This is a genomic window from Methylocystis sp. Sn-Cys, assembly GCF_016745395.1.
In the GTDB taxonomy this organism is placed as follows: Bacteria; Pseudomonadota; Alphaproteobacteria; order Rhizobiales; family Beijerinckiaceae; genus Methylocystis; species Methylocystis iwaonis.
Window position 1 is genome coordinate 661,959 of the sequence record NZ_JAERVJ010000001.1, and the last position, 16,761, is coordinate 678,719.

Below are 16,761 nucleotides of genomic sequence, written 5' to 3' on the forward strand. Positions count from 1 at the left end.
GTGGAAGTCTGGCGCCGCAGCGGGGGCAGGCGCCCTTTGCATCGGCGGCCGACGGATTTCCAGGACGGGCTGACGTCTTCCGTCACGCGCGGCTTTGCGCCGGCTGTGACGCATACTCGCCGCCTTTGGGCGTCGCGAAAGGTTTTTTGACGATCTCATGGCTACGACCATGATAAGCGCTGCAGCGAAGATTCGCCTCGCCCGGTTCGTCCGCGCGATGCGGCTGCGCTCAAATCTTGCGCTTCGCGGTCTTTGCCGCAGGGACCGTGACGCAGGCAATGGTCGCGTTCCCGGTCGTCATTTTGTTCGGTCGATCGCCGCGGATGCGGCGTTCCGGCCAGGCGATCTGTCCGCCGGCCTTCGCGCCGGCCAGCGTGTTAAAGGCCTTCGGCCTTTTCCCTTTTCCCCGACAACATGCGTTCGCGCCCTCGCGCTTCGCCGAGCAGCGGTCGCCGCGTCCTTGAACGGATCGCGGCTTGCTCCTCCGGCTGTCGCGCGCGCAACGCCGCAAAGAGTCCCCCATGGCAAACAAAATGCTGATCGACGCCTCCCACCCGGAGGAGACCCGCGTCGTCGTATTGCGCGGTAATCGCGTTCAGGAATTCGACTTCGAGGCCGCCGAAAAGAAACCGCTGCGCGGCAATATTTATCTCGCGAAGGTCACGCGCGTGGAGCCCTCGCTCCAGGCCGCTTTCGTGGATTACGGCGGAAACCGCCACGGCTTCCTGGCCTTCGCCGAAATCCATCCGGATTACTACCAGATTCCCGTCGCCGACCGTCAGGCGCTGATCGAGGAAGAGAGCCGCGCCCATCGCGAGCACGAGGAGGAAGAGCATCGTCCGCATGGCCGGCGCCGCTCCCGCCGCCGCCAGCACGAGGCGGCCGAAAAGCGCGCGGCCGAGGACGAGACGCTCGTCAGCGAGCCGGTCGACGTCGAGGCCCTGATCGAGGCCGCCGAGGAGGGCGAAGCCCCCGCCGCCGAGCCTGTGGACGCCGGCGCGCCGACGATCGCCGCCGAGGCTGTCGAATCCCCGGAAGCGATCGCGCCGACCGACGTCGAAGTCGAGGCCGAAGCGGTCCTGCCCGTCTCCGCCGAGGCCGAAGAGGCCGCCGCGCCCGCCGCCGACGAGGCGCATCATACGATTTCCGTCGATCCGTCGGGCTTCGGCTCGGTGGAAGAGGGCGAGGCCGACGAATTCGTCGAGGAGACGCCCGCCCCCGACCATGAGCTGAAGGCCCGCCGTCAGGACGAGCGTGACGAAGAGCGCGCCCGCGAGGAAGGCCAGGAAGACGAGGAAGGCGCGGCCGAGGAAGGCCAGGATGACGAGGAAGACGAGGCTGCGATCCACGCCCGCACCCCGGCCGAGGAAGAGCATCACGACGACGACCACGACGACGAGGAGCACGACGAGGAAGAGCACGTCGAGCACATCGGCGGCGACGCCATGGACGAGGCGCCTTTCCGCGTGGTGCGTCCGCGCCGCCAGTACAAGATCCAGGAAGTCATCAAGCGCCGCCAGGTGCTGCTCGTCCAGGTCGTCAAGGAGGAGCGCGGCAACAAGGGCGCGGCGCTCACCACCTATCTCTCGCTCGCCGGCCGCTATTCGGTGCTGATGCCCAACACGGCGCGCGGCGGCGGCATTTCCCGCAAGATCACCGACGGCGCCGACCGCAAGCGCCTCAAGGAGATCGTCCACGACCTCGAAGTGCCGGAGGGGATGGGCGTCATCCTGCGCACCGCCGGCGCGACCCGCACCAAGGCGGAGGTCAAGCGCGACTTCGAATATCTGCTGCGGCTCTGGGAGAGCGTGCGCGAGCTGACGCTGCGCTCCTCGGCGCCGATGCTCGTCTATGAGGAAGGCTCGCTCATCAAGCGCGCCATCCGCGACCTTTACGGGCGCGACGTCGAGGAGATCGTCGTCTCCGGCGACGACGCCTATCGCGAGGCCAAGGACTTCATGCGCATGCTCATGCCGAGCCATGCGAAGAACGTAAAGCAGCATCGCGAGCCGGTTCCGATCTTCGCGGAAGCGGGGGTCGAGGCGCAGCTCGACGCGATGTTCTCGAATAACGTCACGCTGAAGTCGGGCGGCTATCTGGTCATCAACCAGACCGAGGCGCTGGTCGCGATCGACGTGAACTCCGGCCGTTCGACCCGCGAGCATAATATCGAGGACACGGCGCTGCGCACCAATCTGGAGGCGGCCGACGAAGTCGCCCGCCAGCTCCGCCTGCGCGACCTCGCCGGCCTCATCGTGGTCGATTTCATCGACATGGAGGAGAGCCGCAACAATCGCGCCGTTGAGCGCCGCCTGAAGGACGCGCTCAAGAACGACCGCGCCCGCATCCAGGTCGGCCGTATCTCGCATTTCGGCCTGCTGGAGATGTCGCGCCAGCGCATCCGCGCCGGCGTGGTCGAGGGCTCGACCGTGCCTTGCCCGCATTGCGCCGGCGCCGGGCATGTGCGGTCCACCGCCTCGGTCGCGCTACATGTGTTGCGCGTGCTGGAGGAGGCGTTGCTCAAGAGCGCGTCGCATGACGTGACGCTACGCACAAGGGCCGTCGTCGCGCTCTACATCCTCAATCAGAAGCGCGCGCATCTGCAGGCGCTGGAAAACCGGTTCGGCGTGCATATCACCGTCGCCGCCGACGACACGTTGACGGGCGCCAATTATCACGCGCTGGAGCGCGGCGAGCCGGCCTCTGGTCCGCGTATCCCCGCCGCGCCGGCGCCGCTGCGCGTCGATTCGGTCCGGGCCGAGCCGATCGAGGAGGAAGTCCTCGAAGAAGAGGTTTTCGCCGAGGAAGAAGAAATGGCCGAGGCCAGCGAGCCGGCCCTCGCCAATGGCCGCCGCGAGAGCCGCGAGCCGCGCCGCGCCAATGGGAATGGCGAAGAAGGCGACGAGAGCGCTCAGCGCTCGCGCCGCCGCCGCCGCCGCCGCGGCCGAGGCGGCGGACTGAATGGCGAGGCGAGTTTGGCTCCTGGCGCCGAGCAGCCGTCCGACGAAGGCCTCGCCTTCATGGCGGCGATCGAAGGGCAGCCCGCCCCCCGCGAGACGCGCGAGCCTCGCCCGGCCCGCGGCCGCGGTCCCGGCCGCTGGCGCCGTTCGGCGCCGCTGCCGGAGGAATTTCGCGATCCTTCCGCGCTCTTCCCGACCGACGAGGGCGCGCAGGAGCAGGAAGCTCTCGTGACGCCGCGCGAGGCCCATATGCCGGACTTTGCGCCGCAGGCCGAAAGCGCTGCGCCGTCCCTGGAGGCGCCCGCGCCCGTCGAGCAGCCTTCGGCGGCGCCGATTGCGGCCGAGCCTGCGCCGGTAGAGGCGCCGAAGGCTGAGGTCTCCGACGTCGAGGCGAAGACCGAAGCTGCGCCGGCGGAGCCCGCCCGGGTGGAGCCGGCGGCGGAGACCGCGGCCCCGGCAGAGCCTGCTGCGCCCGCGCCCGCGCCGGTCCCGCCGAGGAAGCCGACCGAGGTGGTGATCACCCAGGCTGACCCGACCGCACCGAAGAAGGGCGGCTGGTGGCAGCGGGTGAAGACGCCTTTCGGGGAGTAAGGGGGGCGCGTCGCAGCGGCAGCGCTGGGGCCCGCCGCTTCCTTCCAGGGAAGTGAGAAATCACGAATCTTGGGCGCGTCATGGCCGGGCTTGTTGTTCAGTCCGGATAGATGACCGACGGGTGTTCGGGGACATAGCCGACATATGTTCGGAGACATGACCGACGCCTTCGGGTTCGGTCAAGTCGATGGTTGCGATCAAGTGCGAGGCGAAGCAGATGGCGAATTGGCCGTCCTTGTCGCGGGGGCGGATGGCCAGGCGTTCTCCCCGAAAGGCTTGAGGCACTTTCCACAGACGGCCCTTGAAGCTGATGTAGTCTTTGGAGCGCGGCACGATGCGCAAGATCTCGCCTTCGTCGTATTCGGGCGCGGGCAGGCGCTTTGGCATCGGCCGCGGGCTTGGGCGGTAACGGCTGGCGGGAGGCTTCTGGCCCAGGGCTTCATGGGGGCGTTCGAAATTATAGACCTCGCGCCACGCATCGAAGGCGCGCTGGACCTGCGCTTGGTCGGCGAAGCGCTTCATGGCGAAGACTTCGGCCTTGAGGGTGCGATGGAAGCGCTCGTTCTTGCCGCGGCCTTGCGGGTGATAGGGCCGGGAATAGATGACTTTAACGCCCAGCTTCAAAAGCCAGAGCCGCAAGGCCGTCCAATGGCCCGAGGCGTCCCCCCACGGCGCGCCGTTATCGACGAACAGGGCGTCAGGCAAACCATAGCGTTCGAAAGTCGTCGTCAAATGGCCTTGAACTGTCGGGCCTTGTTGATTGCCGCAGGCTTTGAGGCAAGGCGCAAAGCGGGAGTGATCATCCACGATGGTCAAAGGGTGGCAGCGGCGGCCGTCGGCGAGCTTGACCCAACCTTTGAAGTCCATCTGCCAGAGCTGATTGGGGGCGTCCTTCTCGAAGCGCTGATAGGGCCCGCCCGGCGCGCCTGCGGGCAAGACAATGCGGCCGCGCCGGCTCAATATGGCGTGGATGGTCGAAGAGGCGGGAACGGCGTGGCCGCGCTCTTCCAGAACGCGCCGGATTTTGCGCGCGCCCCAGGCTGGATGGGCGTCACGCACCGCCAGCACCAGAGCTTCGGTCTCGGCCGCGCTCCGCGAGGGGCTGTTGCGCGGCCGGCGGGAGCGATCGGCCAGCCCCGCCTCGCCTTCGGCCCAGCGGGCCAACCATTTGTAACCCGTATCCGGGTGTATGCCGAACCGGCGGCATAGTTCCCGACGGTTCGCCCCCTCCTGGCTCGCAAGCCGCACAAACTCCCGACGCTGTTCCACGATCGACACCTCCAGCCACGGCATGGACGGCCCTCCAAATTGCCAATCCAAGCCATTGTGAACGTGTCGGCTATGTCCCCGAACACCCGTCGGTCATCTATCCGGACTGAACACTTGTCCCGGCCACCCACGCCGAGGGATATGGCCTTCTCCGGGAAGAGCTGTTGGTTTGGCGCCATCCCTGACGCTCGCGCCGTTCAGACACACAGGAAATCCACCGCCGTCATTGCGAGGAGGCGGAGCCGACGAAGCAATCCAGGGCCGCATCGCCGCCCTGGATTGCTTCGCTTCGCTCGCAATGACGGGCTCTGAGTAAAGCCAGCAATTTTGTGGCTCTGGATTCCCGGTCGAGACGGCGGTGGGAAGGGATGATGTCGCTACTCACCCCCGAGGCTGCGTCGAAAGCCACGCTTCGAGCCGCGCGGCGCCCTCGGCGACCTCGGCCTCTGCGCCCGCATAAGAGAAGCGGACCATCGTTCGCCCGCGCCTGCGGTCGAAATCGAGGCCGGGCGTCGCCGCAACGCCCGCCTCCACGAGCAGGCGCTTGCAGAAGTCCATCGAGTCGGCGGTGAAGTCCGACACATCCACGTATAAATAGAAGGCGCCGTCCGGCGGCGCGAAGCGGGTCAGGCCCATCGGCGGCAAGCGTTCGAGCAGCAGCGCCCGGTTGCGCGCATAGGCGGCGCGGTTTTCCTCCAGCTCTTGCGTGGCGTCGAAAGCCGCGAGCGCCGCCCGCTGCGAAATGGTCGGCGCGCAGATCGCCAGCGATTGTTGCAGGCGCTCCAGCGGCCGCATCAGCCCTTCCGGCGCGATCAGCCAGCCGAGCCGCCAGCCGGTCATGGCGTAATATTTCGAGAAGGAATTCACGACGATGGCGTTCGGCGTGAAGCGCAAAGCGGTTTCGGCCGGCGCGTCATATTCGAGCCCGTGATAGATCTCGTCCGACACCAGGACGATCCCCGCCTCGTCGCAAAAGGCGCAGATTTTCGAAAGCTCGTCCGCGTCGATCATCGAGCCGGTCGGATTGGCCGGGCTCATGAATAGCGCGCCGTCGAGCTTCTTCTCGCGATGCGCGGCGGCGAGCATGGCGGCGGTGGGGGCGAAGCGGGTCTCGGGACCGACCTCCAGCGGGACCGCCTCCAGCCCGAGGGAGGCGAGAATATTGGCGTAGGCCGGATAGCCCGGCGCCGTCACGGCGATGCGCGCCCCTGCATCGAAGGCGCCGATCAGCGCCAGCATGAAGCCGCCGGACGAACCCGTGGTGACGATCACCCGATCCGGCGTAAGAGCGACCTCATATCGCGCGCCGTAATGCGCCGCGATGCGCTCGCGCAAGGCCCGATCGCCCAGCGCCTCACCATAGCCGATTCGGCCCTCCCGCAGCGCCGCGGCCGCGGCCTCGCGCACGAGCAGAGGCGCCGGCGCGCCCGGTTCGCCCAATTCCATATGCACAATGTGCCTGCCGGCGCGTTCGAGCGCCCTGGCGTCGCGGAGGGCGTCCATCGCCATGAAGGGCGCGACGGCGGATCGGCGGGAGGGGCGCGGCGACATTTGCGGATTCCTGTATCTTAACCAGACGGGCGCTAGATTGGGGGCGACATAACCGCCAACCGACGGCGTGAATTTCCCGATGCTCGAGGACATTGCAAGAAGCCCCCGGGAATAAAATCGCCGAAAGAAGCGCGGCAAAGTTCTCTTCTTCGGCGCACCGGCGGCCTTTCTCTTCTGTGAGGGCTTTCGCAAAATGTATGACCTCACCGCCGCCGAGCTCATCCAGCGCCTCGTCTTCGCGCTGGCGATCGGCCTGCTCATCGGTCTGGAGCGCGGTTGGCGCGCCCGGGCCGAGGAGCCGGGCGAGCGCACCGCGGGCCTGCGCACCTATGGACTCGCGGCGCTGCTTGGCGGCGTTTGGGGCGCCATCGCCCGGCAATTTGCCGATCATGGCGGCGCCATCGCGCTGGGCGTGGCCTTCGTCATCTATGCGGCGGCGATGACCGTCTTCCGCTACCGCGAGACAATGCGCGACCAGACCTTCGGGGCCACCTCGATTGTCGCCTTGATGCTGTCCTTCGCGCTCGGCGCCTATTCGGTCGTTGGCGAAGAGATGGCCGCCGCCGCCGGCGCCGTCGCGACCGCCTCGATTCTCGCCTTGAAGGAATCCCTGCACGAGCAGATCGCGCGCATGACCTGGGCGGAGCTTCGCTCGGGCCTCGTGCTCCTCGTCATGAGCTTTATTTTTCTGCCGGCGCTTCCAGACAAGGCCATCGACCGCTGGGGCGCGATCAATCCTTACGAGCTGTGGCTGATGACGGTGCTGATCGCCGCCGTCTCCTTCGCCGGCTATGTGGCCGTGAAGCTGATCGGCTATCGGCGCGGCGTCGCCGTGGCGGGCCTGGCGGGCGGATTGGCGTCGTCGACCGCGGCGACGGCCGCCATGTCGCGTCTCGCAAGCGAGCGGCCGGAGGCAATCGAGGTTCTGGCGGCGGGCGCGATTTTCGCCAATGCCGTGATGGGGCCGCGCGTGCTCGCCATTCTGACCGTCGTCAACCCGGGTTTCGGCCTGCGCCTCGCGGCGCCGCTCATCTCCATGGCGCTGGTTTATCTGATCGCCGGCGGCGTGCTGATGCGCCGTCACGGTCCGGCGCGCGAGGAAGCGGAGAATCCGCTGGCGATGACCAATCCGCTCGATTTGCCCGCCGTGCTGAAATTCGGCGCGCTACTCGCCGTGGTGATGATACTCGCCAAGGTCGCCACCAGCTTCGCGGGGAGCCCCGGCGCCTATGCCTTGGGATTGATCTCGGGCATAGCGGATGTCGACGCCATGTCGCTGGCCATGGCCCGGCACGGCGCGACGGAGATCGGCGTCGCGCCGGCCGCGCTCGCCGTTCTTCTGGCCATTCTCTCCAACACCCTCGCCAAGTCGGTTATGGCCTGGATGATGGGCGGTCGCTCGATGGGCCTGCGTTTTGCAGCGACGTCGGCCCTCGCGATGGCGGCCGGCGGCGCGGCGCTGTTCCTCGTCCCGGCGTTGGACGGCCTATAGGATTCGCTCATCGAGCGCGACGGACTTCACCAGCGCATAAACCTCCGAGCCCAGCGCCAGCCCTAGCTCGTCGAGCGCCAGCCGCGTCACCGCCGCGATGAGCTTGTCGCCGCCGGCGAGATCGAGCGTGACGAAGGCGAGCGCATTGCCGTTCACCTCGATCCGGGCGATGCGCCCGCGCAGGATCGTGCGCACGCTCGTCTCGGCGGGGGCTTTGGCGAGCGTGATGTCCGTCGCCTTGATGGCGACGCGCGCCTCGCCGGCTTGCGCGATCCGCGCGGCGACGAGGATTTCGCCGGCGGGATGGGAAAGCCGCGTGACGCCATAAGCCTCGTCGACGGCGGCGATCCGCGCTGCGAGCGAATTGATGAGCCCGAAGCGCCCGCCCTCGATGAGCCGGGCCGCGCCGGGCAGCACGTCGAGCGGCGGCCCCTGCGCGACGATCCTTCCCTTATTGATGATCGCGGCCTCGTCGGCGAGCCGCGCGATCTCTTCGGCGGAATGCGACACCAGCACGATCGGCGTTTTGAACTCGTCGCGCAGCCTTTCGATGAGGGTCATGATCTCCAGCCGCCGCGCATGATCGAGCGCCGCCATGGGCTCGTCCATCAGCAGCAGGCGCGGCGAGGAGAGCAGCGCGCGGGCGAGCCCGACGCGCTGGCGCTCGCCGCCCGAGAGCGTCGCTGGCCAGCGTTCGAGAAGATGGCCGACGCCAAGGGTCTGGATGATGGCGTCGAAGGGCGCGCGCCGTTCCGCCTTGGGCGTGAAAAACTGTCCGAAAAGGATGTTGGTCTTCACGCGCAAATGCGGAAACAGCAAAGCGTCCTGGAAGACGAAGCCGACGCGCCGTTTCTCCGGCGGCAGAAAGACCCGATTTTCCGTGTCGAGGAGCGTGACGCCGTCGACGACGATCCGGCCACTGTCCGGCCGGGTGACGCCGGCGATCAGATGGGCGAGCGTCGATTTGCCGGCGCCCGAAGGGCCGTGAAAGGCGAGAATGCGCGCGTCGCTCTGCAAAGCGCAGTCGAGCTCGAAGCCCTTCCTCTTCAAGCGGACGTCGAGAGAAATCATTTCCGTCCGCCGAGCTGTGCTTGAAGCGCTTCGGAAGCGACGAGCGCGGCGACGGCGATCGCCGCCGAGATCGCGGCGAGCCTTAGTGCGGACATATCGCCGCCCGGCGCCTGCAGCAGCGCATAGATGGCGGCCGAAATCGTACGCGTCTCGCCGGGAATGCTGGAGACGAATGTGATGGTCGCGCCGAATTCGCCGAGCGCCTTGGCGAAGCCGAGAATGGCGCCCACCAGCAGGCCATTGGCGGCGAGCGGCAGCTCGATCAGCGCGAAGGCCCAAAGGCGGCTCGCGCCGAGCGAGCGGGCGGCTGTGGAAAGACGCGGATCGACGTTCTCGAAGGCGAGGCGCACCGGCCGCACCATGAGCGGGAAGCTCATCACGGCAGCGGCAAGCGCCGCGCCGGTCCAGCGGAAGGCGAACACGACGCCCAGATATTCCGCCAAAAAGCCGCCGATCGGCCCGCGCCGGCCGAAAAGCAGCAGCAAAGCGAAGCCCGTGACGACCGGCGGCAAGACGAGGGGGAGATGGACGAGCGCGTTGACCGCCGTGCGGCCCGGGAAGCTCCAGCGCGCCAGCGCATAGCCGACAAAGACGGCCGCCGGGAGCGAGAAGAGGGTGGCGGCGCTCGCGACTTTCAGGCTGAGAAATATTGCGGTGAGATCATCCGGCGATAAATCGAACAAGAGTCGCAACGCCTCGTGGGATTATAAAAAGCGAGCCTGCTGACGAACTGGTTGACGCCCCTCGCGCTTCGAGATGCCTGCTGCGCAGGCTCCTCAGCATGAGGGGCTTCTGCGCTGCGCTGTCACTTAGGCCTCATCCTGAGGAGCGAGCAAAGCTCGCGTCTCGAAGGAAGAGGTCGCCTCGGAGGTTTGTCAACAAACTGAGCGAGCCTGAAGGCTCGCGGTCCAAGGGGTTCCCGGACCGCGAGCCTTCAGGCTCGCAAAAATCATGTCAGACCGCGCCGCCGATCCAGCGCGCCAGTTCGCCCTTGGGCGCGGCGCCGACTTTCTGCGCGGCGGCCTTGCCGTCCTTGAAGATGATCAGCGTCGGGATCGAGCGGATGCCGAGCTTGCTGGCGACGGCGGGATTCTCGTCGATGTTCAGCTTAACGACCTTGATCTTGCCCTTCATTTCCGCAGCGATCTCCTCCAGCGCGGGGGCGATCATGCGGCAGGGCCCGCACCACTCGGCCCAGAAGTCGACGACGACGGGCTCTGCGGCTTTCAGGACTTCCTGCTCGAAAGTGGCGTCGGTAATTTTTTGCGTGGACATGAGGGGCCTTTCATTTCGGGCCGACGGCGGGAATTTTGTGGTTGGAACGTAGGAAGGGGTTTCTCGCGCGTCAAGCAGCGGTCACGCCGGCGACGGCTTGGCGGTGAGGCTATGGCTTGAGAGGAAATCTCTATAGTGGCCCCTCAAACACAAAGAGCGGGGACGGCTGGGCCGCTCCCCACTCTTTGGCACCCTGTCCTTTAACCGGATTGAACGCCTGGCTCCGAAGTCTTAAGCGCTCCGATAACCGCTCGCAGCGGCTCGTTCTTCGAGCCTAGCGCGAGTCGCGTTCTTTCCGGCGTCCTCCCCGACTTGGACCGTTGCTGGGAAATTGTAGGCTAAACGCTATAAACGCTTAGGCTTACCCAACCAACTTGGCGAGGGGGACACTATGCGAAAATAAAGGGGCTGTCACTCGAAATTGTGCATGCTGACGAAAAATCGAGACGGGCGCCGTGCATTTGAGCATTACTTATCGTCAAGTCGTTTCAAATCGGAACCAAAGAGAAAGGCGCGGCTCGACGCCGCGCCTACTATAGGTTGTAGCTTCGAGAGTGCGTTACAACGGTATGTTGTCGTGCTTCTTCCAGGGGTTCTCCAGCTCCTTGTGACGGAGCAGCGCCAGGGCCCGGCCGATTCGCTTGCGCGTCGAATGGGGCATGATCACCTCGTCGATGTAACCGCGCTCGGCGGCGACGAAGGGCGACAGGAAGCGGTCCTCATATTCCTTGGTGCGCTGGGCAATCTTCTCCGGATCGCCAAGGTCGGCGCGGAAGATGATCTCGACGGCGCCCTTCGCGCCCATGACGGCGATCTGCGCCGAGGGCCAGGCGTAATTGACGTCGCCGCGCAGATGCTTGGAGGACATGACGTCATAGGCGCCGCCGAAGGCCTTGCGCGTGATGACGGTCACTTTCGGCACGGTCGCCTCGGCATAGGCGAAGAGCAGCTTCGCGCCATGCTTGATCAGCCCGCCATATTCCTGCGCCGTGCCGGGCAGGAAGCCCGGAACGTCGACGAAAGTGACGATCGGAATATTGAAGCAGTCGCAGAAGCGCACGAAGCGCGCCGCCTTCTTCGAGGCGTCGATGTCGAGCACGCCGGCGAGCACCATGGGCTGGTTCGCGACAAAGCCCACCGTGCGGCCCTCGACGCGGCCGAAGCCGACGACGATGTTCTTGGCATGGGCGTCCTGGATCTCGAAGAAGTCGCCCTCGTCGACGACCTTCGAGATCAGCTCTTTGATGTCGTAGGGCTTGTTGGGATTGTCCGGGATCAGCGTGTCGAGCGAGGCATCGAGCCGGTCGACCTCGTCGAAGCTCGGCCATTCCGGCGGCGTCTCGGTGTTGTTGGCCGGCAGGAAGTCGATGAGCCGGCGCATCTGCAAAAGCGCCTCGACGTCATTGTCATAGGCGCGGTCGGCGATGGAGCTCTTGGTGGTGTGCACCGAGGCGCCGCCGAGCTCCTCCGCCGTGACGGTCTCATTGGTGACGGTCTTCACCACGTCGGGGCCGGTCACGAACATATAGCTCGTGTCACGCACCATGAAGATGAAGTCGGTCATCGACGGCGAATAGACGTCGCCGCCGGCGCAGGGGCCCATGATGACGGAAATCTGCGGAATGACGCCAGAGGCCAGCACATTGCGCTGGAAGACCTCGCCATAGCCGCCGAGCGCCGCGACGCCCTCCTGGATGCGCGCGCCGCCGGCGTCGAAAATGCCGATGATGGGCGCGCGGTTCTTCAGCGCCATATCCTGCAGCTTGATGATCTTCTGGGCGTGGGTCTCGGAGAGCGAGCCGCCGAAGACGGTGAAGTCCTTGGCGAAGACGAAGACCGCGCGGCCATTGACCGTGCCCCAGCCGGTGACGACGCCGTCGCCGGAGGTCTTCTCGCCCTGGTCCATGCCGAAGTCCGTGCAGCGATGCGTCACGAACATGTCGAATTCTTCGAACGAGCCCTGGTCGAGCAAAAGCTCGATACGCTCGCGCGCCGTCAGCTTGCCGCGCGCATGCTGCGCCTCGATCCGCTTGTGGCCGCCGCCGAGGCGCGCCGAGGCGCGGCGCTGTTCGAGCCCGTCGAGAATATGTTTCATGTCCAGCCCTGTTTCTTTCGTTATCTCTTTTGGCGCTCTTATAGCTTGCGCGATCCCAGACGCCAGCGCGTAATGTCGGAGCCGGACAGCATATACAACTGATCGGGCGAGGTGCGCTCGGCGAGATTGACGAGATCCGGGCTCACGCCCATGCCGCTGGCGTAGCGCGCGAGCATGGCGCGCATGCCCCCGTCGTCGTAATTGCGTTCGCGGACAAAGCCTTCCGAAAAGTCGAAGCTCGTCGAATAGTTGAACATGCGGTGGATGCCGACGCGGCTCTGGGGCGGAATGACCCGCTTCCGGCCGCCCATCAGCGCATAGACGCAGGCCGAATAGCAGCGGCCAGAGACCAGCGCCATGTTCCGGGAGGCCTGTTCGGCCGCCGGGCGCGCCACGATCACGGCCATGCCGAGACGCCGCAGCGCCTGTCCGAGCTCCATGGAGGCGACGACCTTGCCGCCGGGCGAGTCGAGCAACAGAATGCCGTGCAGATTCCCGCCGCCGACATTCTCGCGCACGAAGCTCAAGAAGGCGTTCGGAGTGCCCTCTCCAATCTCGCCCTGGGCGGCGATAACCTGCGGGCAATTCGCGCCGCAATTGCCGGCGTCGAGGCCGACGACGCGAAAGTTCATTTCCTCGGCGGCGCCGGCCGGGGGAGAGAAGGTCGCCAGCGCAAAGAGGCCGAGGGCGCCGAGCGCCAAAGTCCGCAATTTCATGATCGCCCGCATCACGTGAGTCCTCACCGGCCCCAGCCTAATTCGCAACACGCGAGCGGCAAAGGACTTTCGCACGACGACCGTAAAAAGGTCGGAGGCGCGGGCGCGCCGCCGGCTCGCCCATTTTCGAGAGTGCGAGTTACGGGGCTGCGCCATTCGCGTCAAGCCATGGAGAGGGTCGCTGACGCGACGCCTCGGGAATGGCGAGCAGCTTGCATATGGAGCGTAAAGTCGGATGCGATTTTTGGTGGGCGGTGAGAGGATCGAACTCCCGACATTCTCGGTGTAAACGAGATGCTCTACCATCTGAGCTAACCGCCCACGCCCGCCTTTTCGAGGCCAGCGGCACGCTTTTAGTGAGGGCGCGAAGCATAGGCAAGCGCCATGCGCCAAAATGCCGAACGGCCGCCGGACGCGCCTCGCGGGCAAAGCGCCGCGCAGGTCGTCCGACGGCCGTGCCCGACCCTCGACGTTCGGAAGTGTTTACTTGGCGTCGTTGAGCGCGGTCTTCAGCGTCGCGCCGGGCTTGAAGCGCGCGCTCTTGGAGGCGGGGATCTCGATTTCCGCGCCGGTCGCCGGATTGCGGCCCGTGCCGGCGGCGCGTTCCTTGACAGAGAAGGTGCCAAAACCGACCAGGCGGACTTCCTCGCCCTTTTTCAGGGCGTCGGTGATGCCGCTGAGGACGGCGTCGATCGCAGCGGCGGCGGCGGCCTTCGAGCACTCGGTCTCGGCCGCGACGTGCTCGACCAGTTCCAATTTGTTCATGGTCATTTCCTTCTCTTGACGCGCTGCGAGGCCGAGGATGTCCGCGCGACGAAGCGGCGGTGTCGAATCGACGGCGCGTAGCGTGGGGGGAGTGTTGGGTTGGAATCGCCCGAAACGCAAGGGATTGGCGGCGCCCGCCCCCCAGAAATCGCGGGAAATCCGGGGAAACAAGCGCTGCATTGCAGAAAAGCTTCGCAATTGTGGCGGTTTTGCGTGGCGCGCGCGGGGGGCTCAAGAAAATGAGGGGTAAAAAAAGAGCCCCATCCGAGGGATGGGGCTCCGTTTGTTGATAAACCTCCGAGGCGGCCTCGTCCTTCGAGACACGAGCTTTGCTTGCTCCTCAGGAAGAGGCCTAGGCGTCTGAGGCAGAGGCGGAAGCCCCTCATGCTGAGGAGCCTGCGCAGCAGGCGTCTCGAAGCACGAGGGGCGTTGCCCGCCTATCTCGAGGCTCAGTGGGCGCGCACGCCCGCGTCGTCGTCGGCCAGCGCGGCGGCGCGTTTCGAGAGGGCGGCGGTATCCTCTTCCCATTGGATCGGCGTCGGCAGGGAGACGAGGGCGTGCTGGAGCACCTCGTCCATCCGCGCCACCGGCACGATTTCGAGCCCGTTCTTCACCGCATCCGGAATATCCGCCAGATCCTTGGCGTTTTCCTCGGGGATCAGCACCTTCTTGATGCCGCCGCGCAGCGCCGCGAGCAGCTTCTCCTTCAGGCCGCCGATCGGCAGCACGCGGCCGCGCAGCGTGATCTCGCCGGTCATGGCGATGTCGCGACGCACCGGGATGCTTGTCATGATCGAGACGATGGCGGTCGCCATGGCGACGCCCGCCGAGGGGCCGTCCTTGGGCGTCGCGCCTTCCGGCACGTGCACATGGATGTCGCGGCGGTCGAAGAGCGGCGGCTCGACGCCGAAGTCCACGGCGCGCGAGCGCACATAGGACGCAGCCGCCGAGATCGACTCCTTCATCACGTCGCGCAGATTGCCCGTGACGGTCATCTTGCCCTTGCCGGGCATCATGACGCCTTCGATCGTGAGCAGCTCGCCGCCGACCTCCGTCCAGGCGAGACCCGTGACGACGCCGACCTGATCTTCGAGCTCCGCCTGGCCGTAGCGGAACTTCGGCACGCCGAGATAATTGGAGATGTTCTCGGCGGTGACGACGATCTTGTCGGCCTTCTTGAGCAGGATTTCCTTCACCGCCTTGCGGGCGAGGTTGGAGACTTCGCGCTCGAGATTACGCACGCCCGCCTCGCGGGTGTAGCGGCGGATCAGCTCCATCAGCCCGTCTTCGGTGACCATCCACTCTTCCGGCGCGAGCCCATGCTTATGGACGGCGCTGGGGATGAGATGCTTGCGGGCGATCTCGGCCTTCTCGGCCTCGGTATAGCCCGCGATGCGGATGATCTCCATGCGGTCCATCAGCGGCGCAGGGATGTTCAACGTATTCGCCGTCGTCACGAACATCACATTGGAGAGGTCGTAGTCGACCTCGAGGTAATGGTCGTTGAAGCTCTGGTTCTGCTCGGGGTCGAGCACCTCCAGCAGCGCCGAGGACGGATCGCCGCGGAAATCCATGCCCATCTTGTCGATCTCGTCGAGCAGGAAAAGCGGATTGGAGGACTTGGCCTTGCGCATCGACTGGATGATCTTGCCGGGCATCGAGCCGATATAGGTGCGCCGATGGCCGCGGATCTCGGCCTCGTCGCGCACGCCGCCGAGCGACATGCGGACGAATTCGCGTCCCGTCGCCTTGGCGATCGACTTGCCGAGCGAGGTCTTGCCGACGCCGGGCGGGCCGACGAGGCACAGGATCGGACCCGTCAGCTTATTGGCGCGGCTCTGCACCGCGAGATATTCGAGGATGCGCTCCTTGACCTTTTCCAGGCCGAAATGCTCGGCGTCGAGCACCTCCTGCGCCTGCACGAGATCGCGCTTGACCTTCGAGCGCTTGCCCCACGGGATCGAGAGGATCCAGTCGAGATAATTGCGCACGACGGTGGCTTCGGCCGACATCGGCGACATCTGGCGCAGCTTCTTGAATTCGGCGACGGCCTTGTCGCGCGCCTCCTTCGAGAGCTTGGTGTTCTTGATGCGCTCCTCGAGCTCGGCGAGGTCGTCCTTGCCCTCCTCGTCGCCCAGCTCCTTCTGGATCGCCTTCATCTGCTCGTTGAGATAGTACTCGCGCTGAGTCTTCTCCATCTGGCGCTTGACGCGCGTGCGGATGCGCTTCTCCACCTGAAGGACCGAGATTTCGCTTTCCATCAGCGAGAGGCACTTCTCCAGACGCTTGGCGACGTTGAGCGTCTCCAGCACGTCCTGCTTGTCGGCGATCTTCACCGAGAGATGCGAGGCGACGGTGTCGGCGAGCTTGGAGAAGTCGTCGATCTGCGTGACCGCGCCGACCACCTCGGAGGAGACGCGCTTGTTGAGCTTTACATAGCTCTCGAACTCGGAGATCACCGAGCGGCCGAGCGCCTCGACCTCGACCGGCGAGCCGTCGTCGTCGGCGAGCGCCTCGGCGTCCGCCTCGTAGAAGTCGTCGACGCGCGAATAATTGCGCACGGAGGCGCGCGCCACGCCCTCGACCAGGACCTTGACAGTGCCGTCGGGCAGCTTCAGAAGCTGCAGCACGGAAGCAAGCGTGCCGATCGGGTAAATGGCGTCGGTCGCCGGATCATCGTCGCCGGCGTTTTTCTGCGTCGCCAGCAGAATGAGGCGATCGCTTTTCGTCACCTCTTCCAGGGCGCGGATGGATTTCTCACGCGCAACGAAGAGCGGCACGATCATATGGGGGAACACCACAATATCGCGCAAAGGAAGGACGGGATAGCTTTCGACCGCTCCCGGCGTGATGGCGTCGCGCTTTTCGTTGCTCATGATGATTATCCTGCTTTTGTTTGCGCACCCCGCCCGGCGGCAATGCGAAAATTACGAGCGAACTTAGAGTTTGTCTAAACTAGCAAGACTTGGGCCGCAA

At 65.8% G+C, this 16,761-nt stretch carries 11 protein-coding genes and 1 tRNA gene; 2 read left to right on the plus strand and 10 right to left on the minus strand.

The annotated features are described in order from the left end of the window. The first annotated feature begins 521 nt into the window (after positions 1 to 521). On the plus strand, positions 522 to 3,551 hold the full coding sequence (locus JJT62_RS03030; RefSeq protein WP_202071188.1) for a ribonuclease E/G: 3,030 nt from the start codon (positions 522 to 524) through the stop codon (positions 3,549 to 3,551). Positions 3,552 to 3,629: 78 nt separating this feature from the next. Here JJT62_RS03030 and JJT62_RS03035 read toward each other — a convergent pair whose 3' ends face one another. Both JJT62_RS03035 and JJT62_RS03040 read right to left on the minus strand, forming a co-directional pair. After that, a complete protein-coding gene (locus tag JJT62_RS03035) occupies positions 3,630 to 4,844 on the minus strand; it encodes an IS481 family transposase (protein WP_202071189.1) in 1,215 nt (404 codons plus the stop codon). A 357-nt stretch (positions 4,845 to 5,201) separates the two neighbouring features. Beyond that, positions 5,202 to 6,371, minus strand: a complete 1,170-nt coding sequence (locus JJT62_RS03040) for a pyridoxal phosphate-dependent aminotransferase (protein ID WP_202071190.1) — start codon at positions 6,369 to 6,371, stop codon at positions 5,202 to 5,204. Between the two features lie 193 nt (positions 6,372 to 6,564). Here JJT62_RS03040 and JJT62_RS03045 point away from each other — a divergent pair, with 193 nt between their 5' ends. Further along, complete coding sequence (locus tag JJT62_RS03045) at positions 6,565 to 7,863, plus strand: DUF4010 domain-containing protein (RefSeq protein WP_202071191.1); 1,299 nt, start codon at positions 6,565 to 6,567, stop codon at positions 7,861 to 7,863. Here JJT62_RS03045 and modC read toward each other — a convergent pair. From modC to lon, 8 genes are all read right to left on the minus strand, one after another. After that, positions 7,858 to 8,934 (minus strand): molybdenum ABC transporter ATP-binding protein, encoded by a 1,077-nt coding sequence (gene modC / locus JJT62_RS03050; RefSeq protein WP_202071192.1) that lies wholly within the window; start codon positions 8,932 to 8,934, stop codon positions 7,858 to 7,860. The two genes, JJT62_RS03045 and modC, sit on opposite strands and share 6 nt — an antisense overlap. Continuing rightward, positions 8,931 to 9,617 carry a molybdate ABC transporter permease subunit gene (gene modB, locus JJT62_RS03055; RefSeq protein WP_202071193.1) on the minus strand — a complete coding sequence of 229 codons (687 nt, stop codon included), beginning with the start codon at positions 9,615 to 9,617 and terminating at the stop codon, positions 8,931 to 8,933. The genes modC and modB overlap by 4 nt, the downstream gene beginning before the upstream one ends. 271 nt (positions 9,618 to 9,888) lie before the next feature. Beyond that, the gene (trxA, locus tag JJT62_RS03060) at positions 9,889 to 10,209 is read right to left on the minus strand and encodes a thioredoxin (protein ID WP_202071194.1); all 321 of its coding nucleotides are present in this window, start codon (positions 10,207 to 10,209) and stop codon (positions 9,889 to 9,891) included. A 559-nt stretch (positions 10,210 to 10,768) separates the two neighbouring features. After that, on the minus strand, positions 10,769 to 12,304 hold the full coding sequence (locus JJT62_RS03065) for an acyl-CoA carboxylase subunit beta (protein WP_202071195.1): 1,536 nt from the start codon (positions 12,302 to 12,304) through the stop codon (positions 10,769 to 10,771). 38 nt (positions 12,305 to 12,342) lie between these two features. After that, positions 12,343 to 13,020: a hypothetical protein gene (locus JJT62_RS03070; protein WP_202071196.1), complete on the minus strand. Its 678-nt coding sequence runs from the start codon at positions 13,018 to 13,020 to the stop codon at positions 12,343 to 12,345. Positions 13,021 to 13,265: 245 nt separating this feature from the next. Next, positions 13,266 to 13,341 (minus strand) — tRNA-Val (locus JJT62_RS03075). 162 nt (positions 13,342 to 13,503) lie between these two features. Further along, positions 13,504 to 13,824, minus strand: a complete 321-nt coding sequence (locus JJT62_RS19035; protein ID WP_283484228.1) for an HU family DNA-binding protein — start codon at positions 13,822 to 13,824, stop codon at positions 13,504 to 13,506. A gap of 410 nt (positions 13,825 to 14,234) precedes the next feature. Next, positions 14,235 to 16,661: an endopeptidase La gene (lon, locus tag JJT62_RS03085; RefSeq protein ID WP_202071198.1), complete on the minus strand. Its 2,427-nt coding sequence runs from the start codon at positions 16,659 to 16,661 to the stop codon at positions 14,235 to 14,237. Positions 16,662 to 16,761: the final 100 nt, after the last annotated feature.

Bases quoted from the DNA above. Each gene is read 5' to 3' on its own strand.
- modC (WP_202071192.1), bottom strand. From the start codon at position 8,934: ATGATTTCTCTCGACGTCCGCTTGAAGAGGAAGGGCTTCGAGCTCGAC.
- JJT62_RS03035 (WP_202071189.1), bottom strand. From the start codon at position 4,844: ATGCCGTGGCTGGAGGTGTCGATCGTGGAACAGCGTCGGGAGTTTGTG.
- trxA (WP_202071194.1), bottom strand. From the start codon at position 10,209: ATGTCCACGCAAAAAATTACCGACGCCACTTTCGAGCAGGAAGTCCTG.
- JJT62_RS03030 (WP_202071188.1), top strand. From the start codon at position 522: ATGGCAAACAAAATGCTGATCGACGCCTCCCACCCGGAGGAGACCCGC.
- JJT62_RS03045 (WP_202071191.1), top strand. From the start codon at position 6,565: ATGTATGACCTCACCGCCGCCGAGCTCATCCAGCGCCTCGTCTTCGCG.
- JJT62_RS03040 (WP_202071190.1), bottom strand. From the start codon at position 6,371: ATGTCGCCGCGCCCCTCCCGCCGATCCGCCGTCGCGCCCTTCATGGCG.
- lon (WP_202071198.1), bottom strand. From the start codon at position 16,661: ATGAGCAACGAAAAGCGCGACGCCATCACGCCGGGAGCGGTCGAAAGC.
- JJT62_RS03070 (WP_202071196.1), bottom strand. From the start codon at position 13,020: ATGAAATTGCGGACTTTGGCGCTCGGCGCCCTCGGCCTCTTTGCGCTG.
- JJT62_RS03065 (WP_202071195.1), bottom strand. From the start codon at position 12,304: ATGAAACATATTCTCGACGGGCTCGAACAGCGCCGCGCCTCGGCGCGC.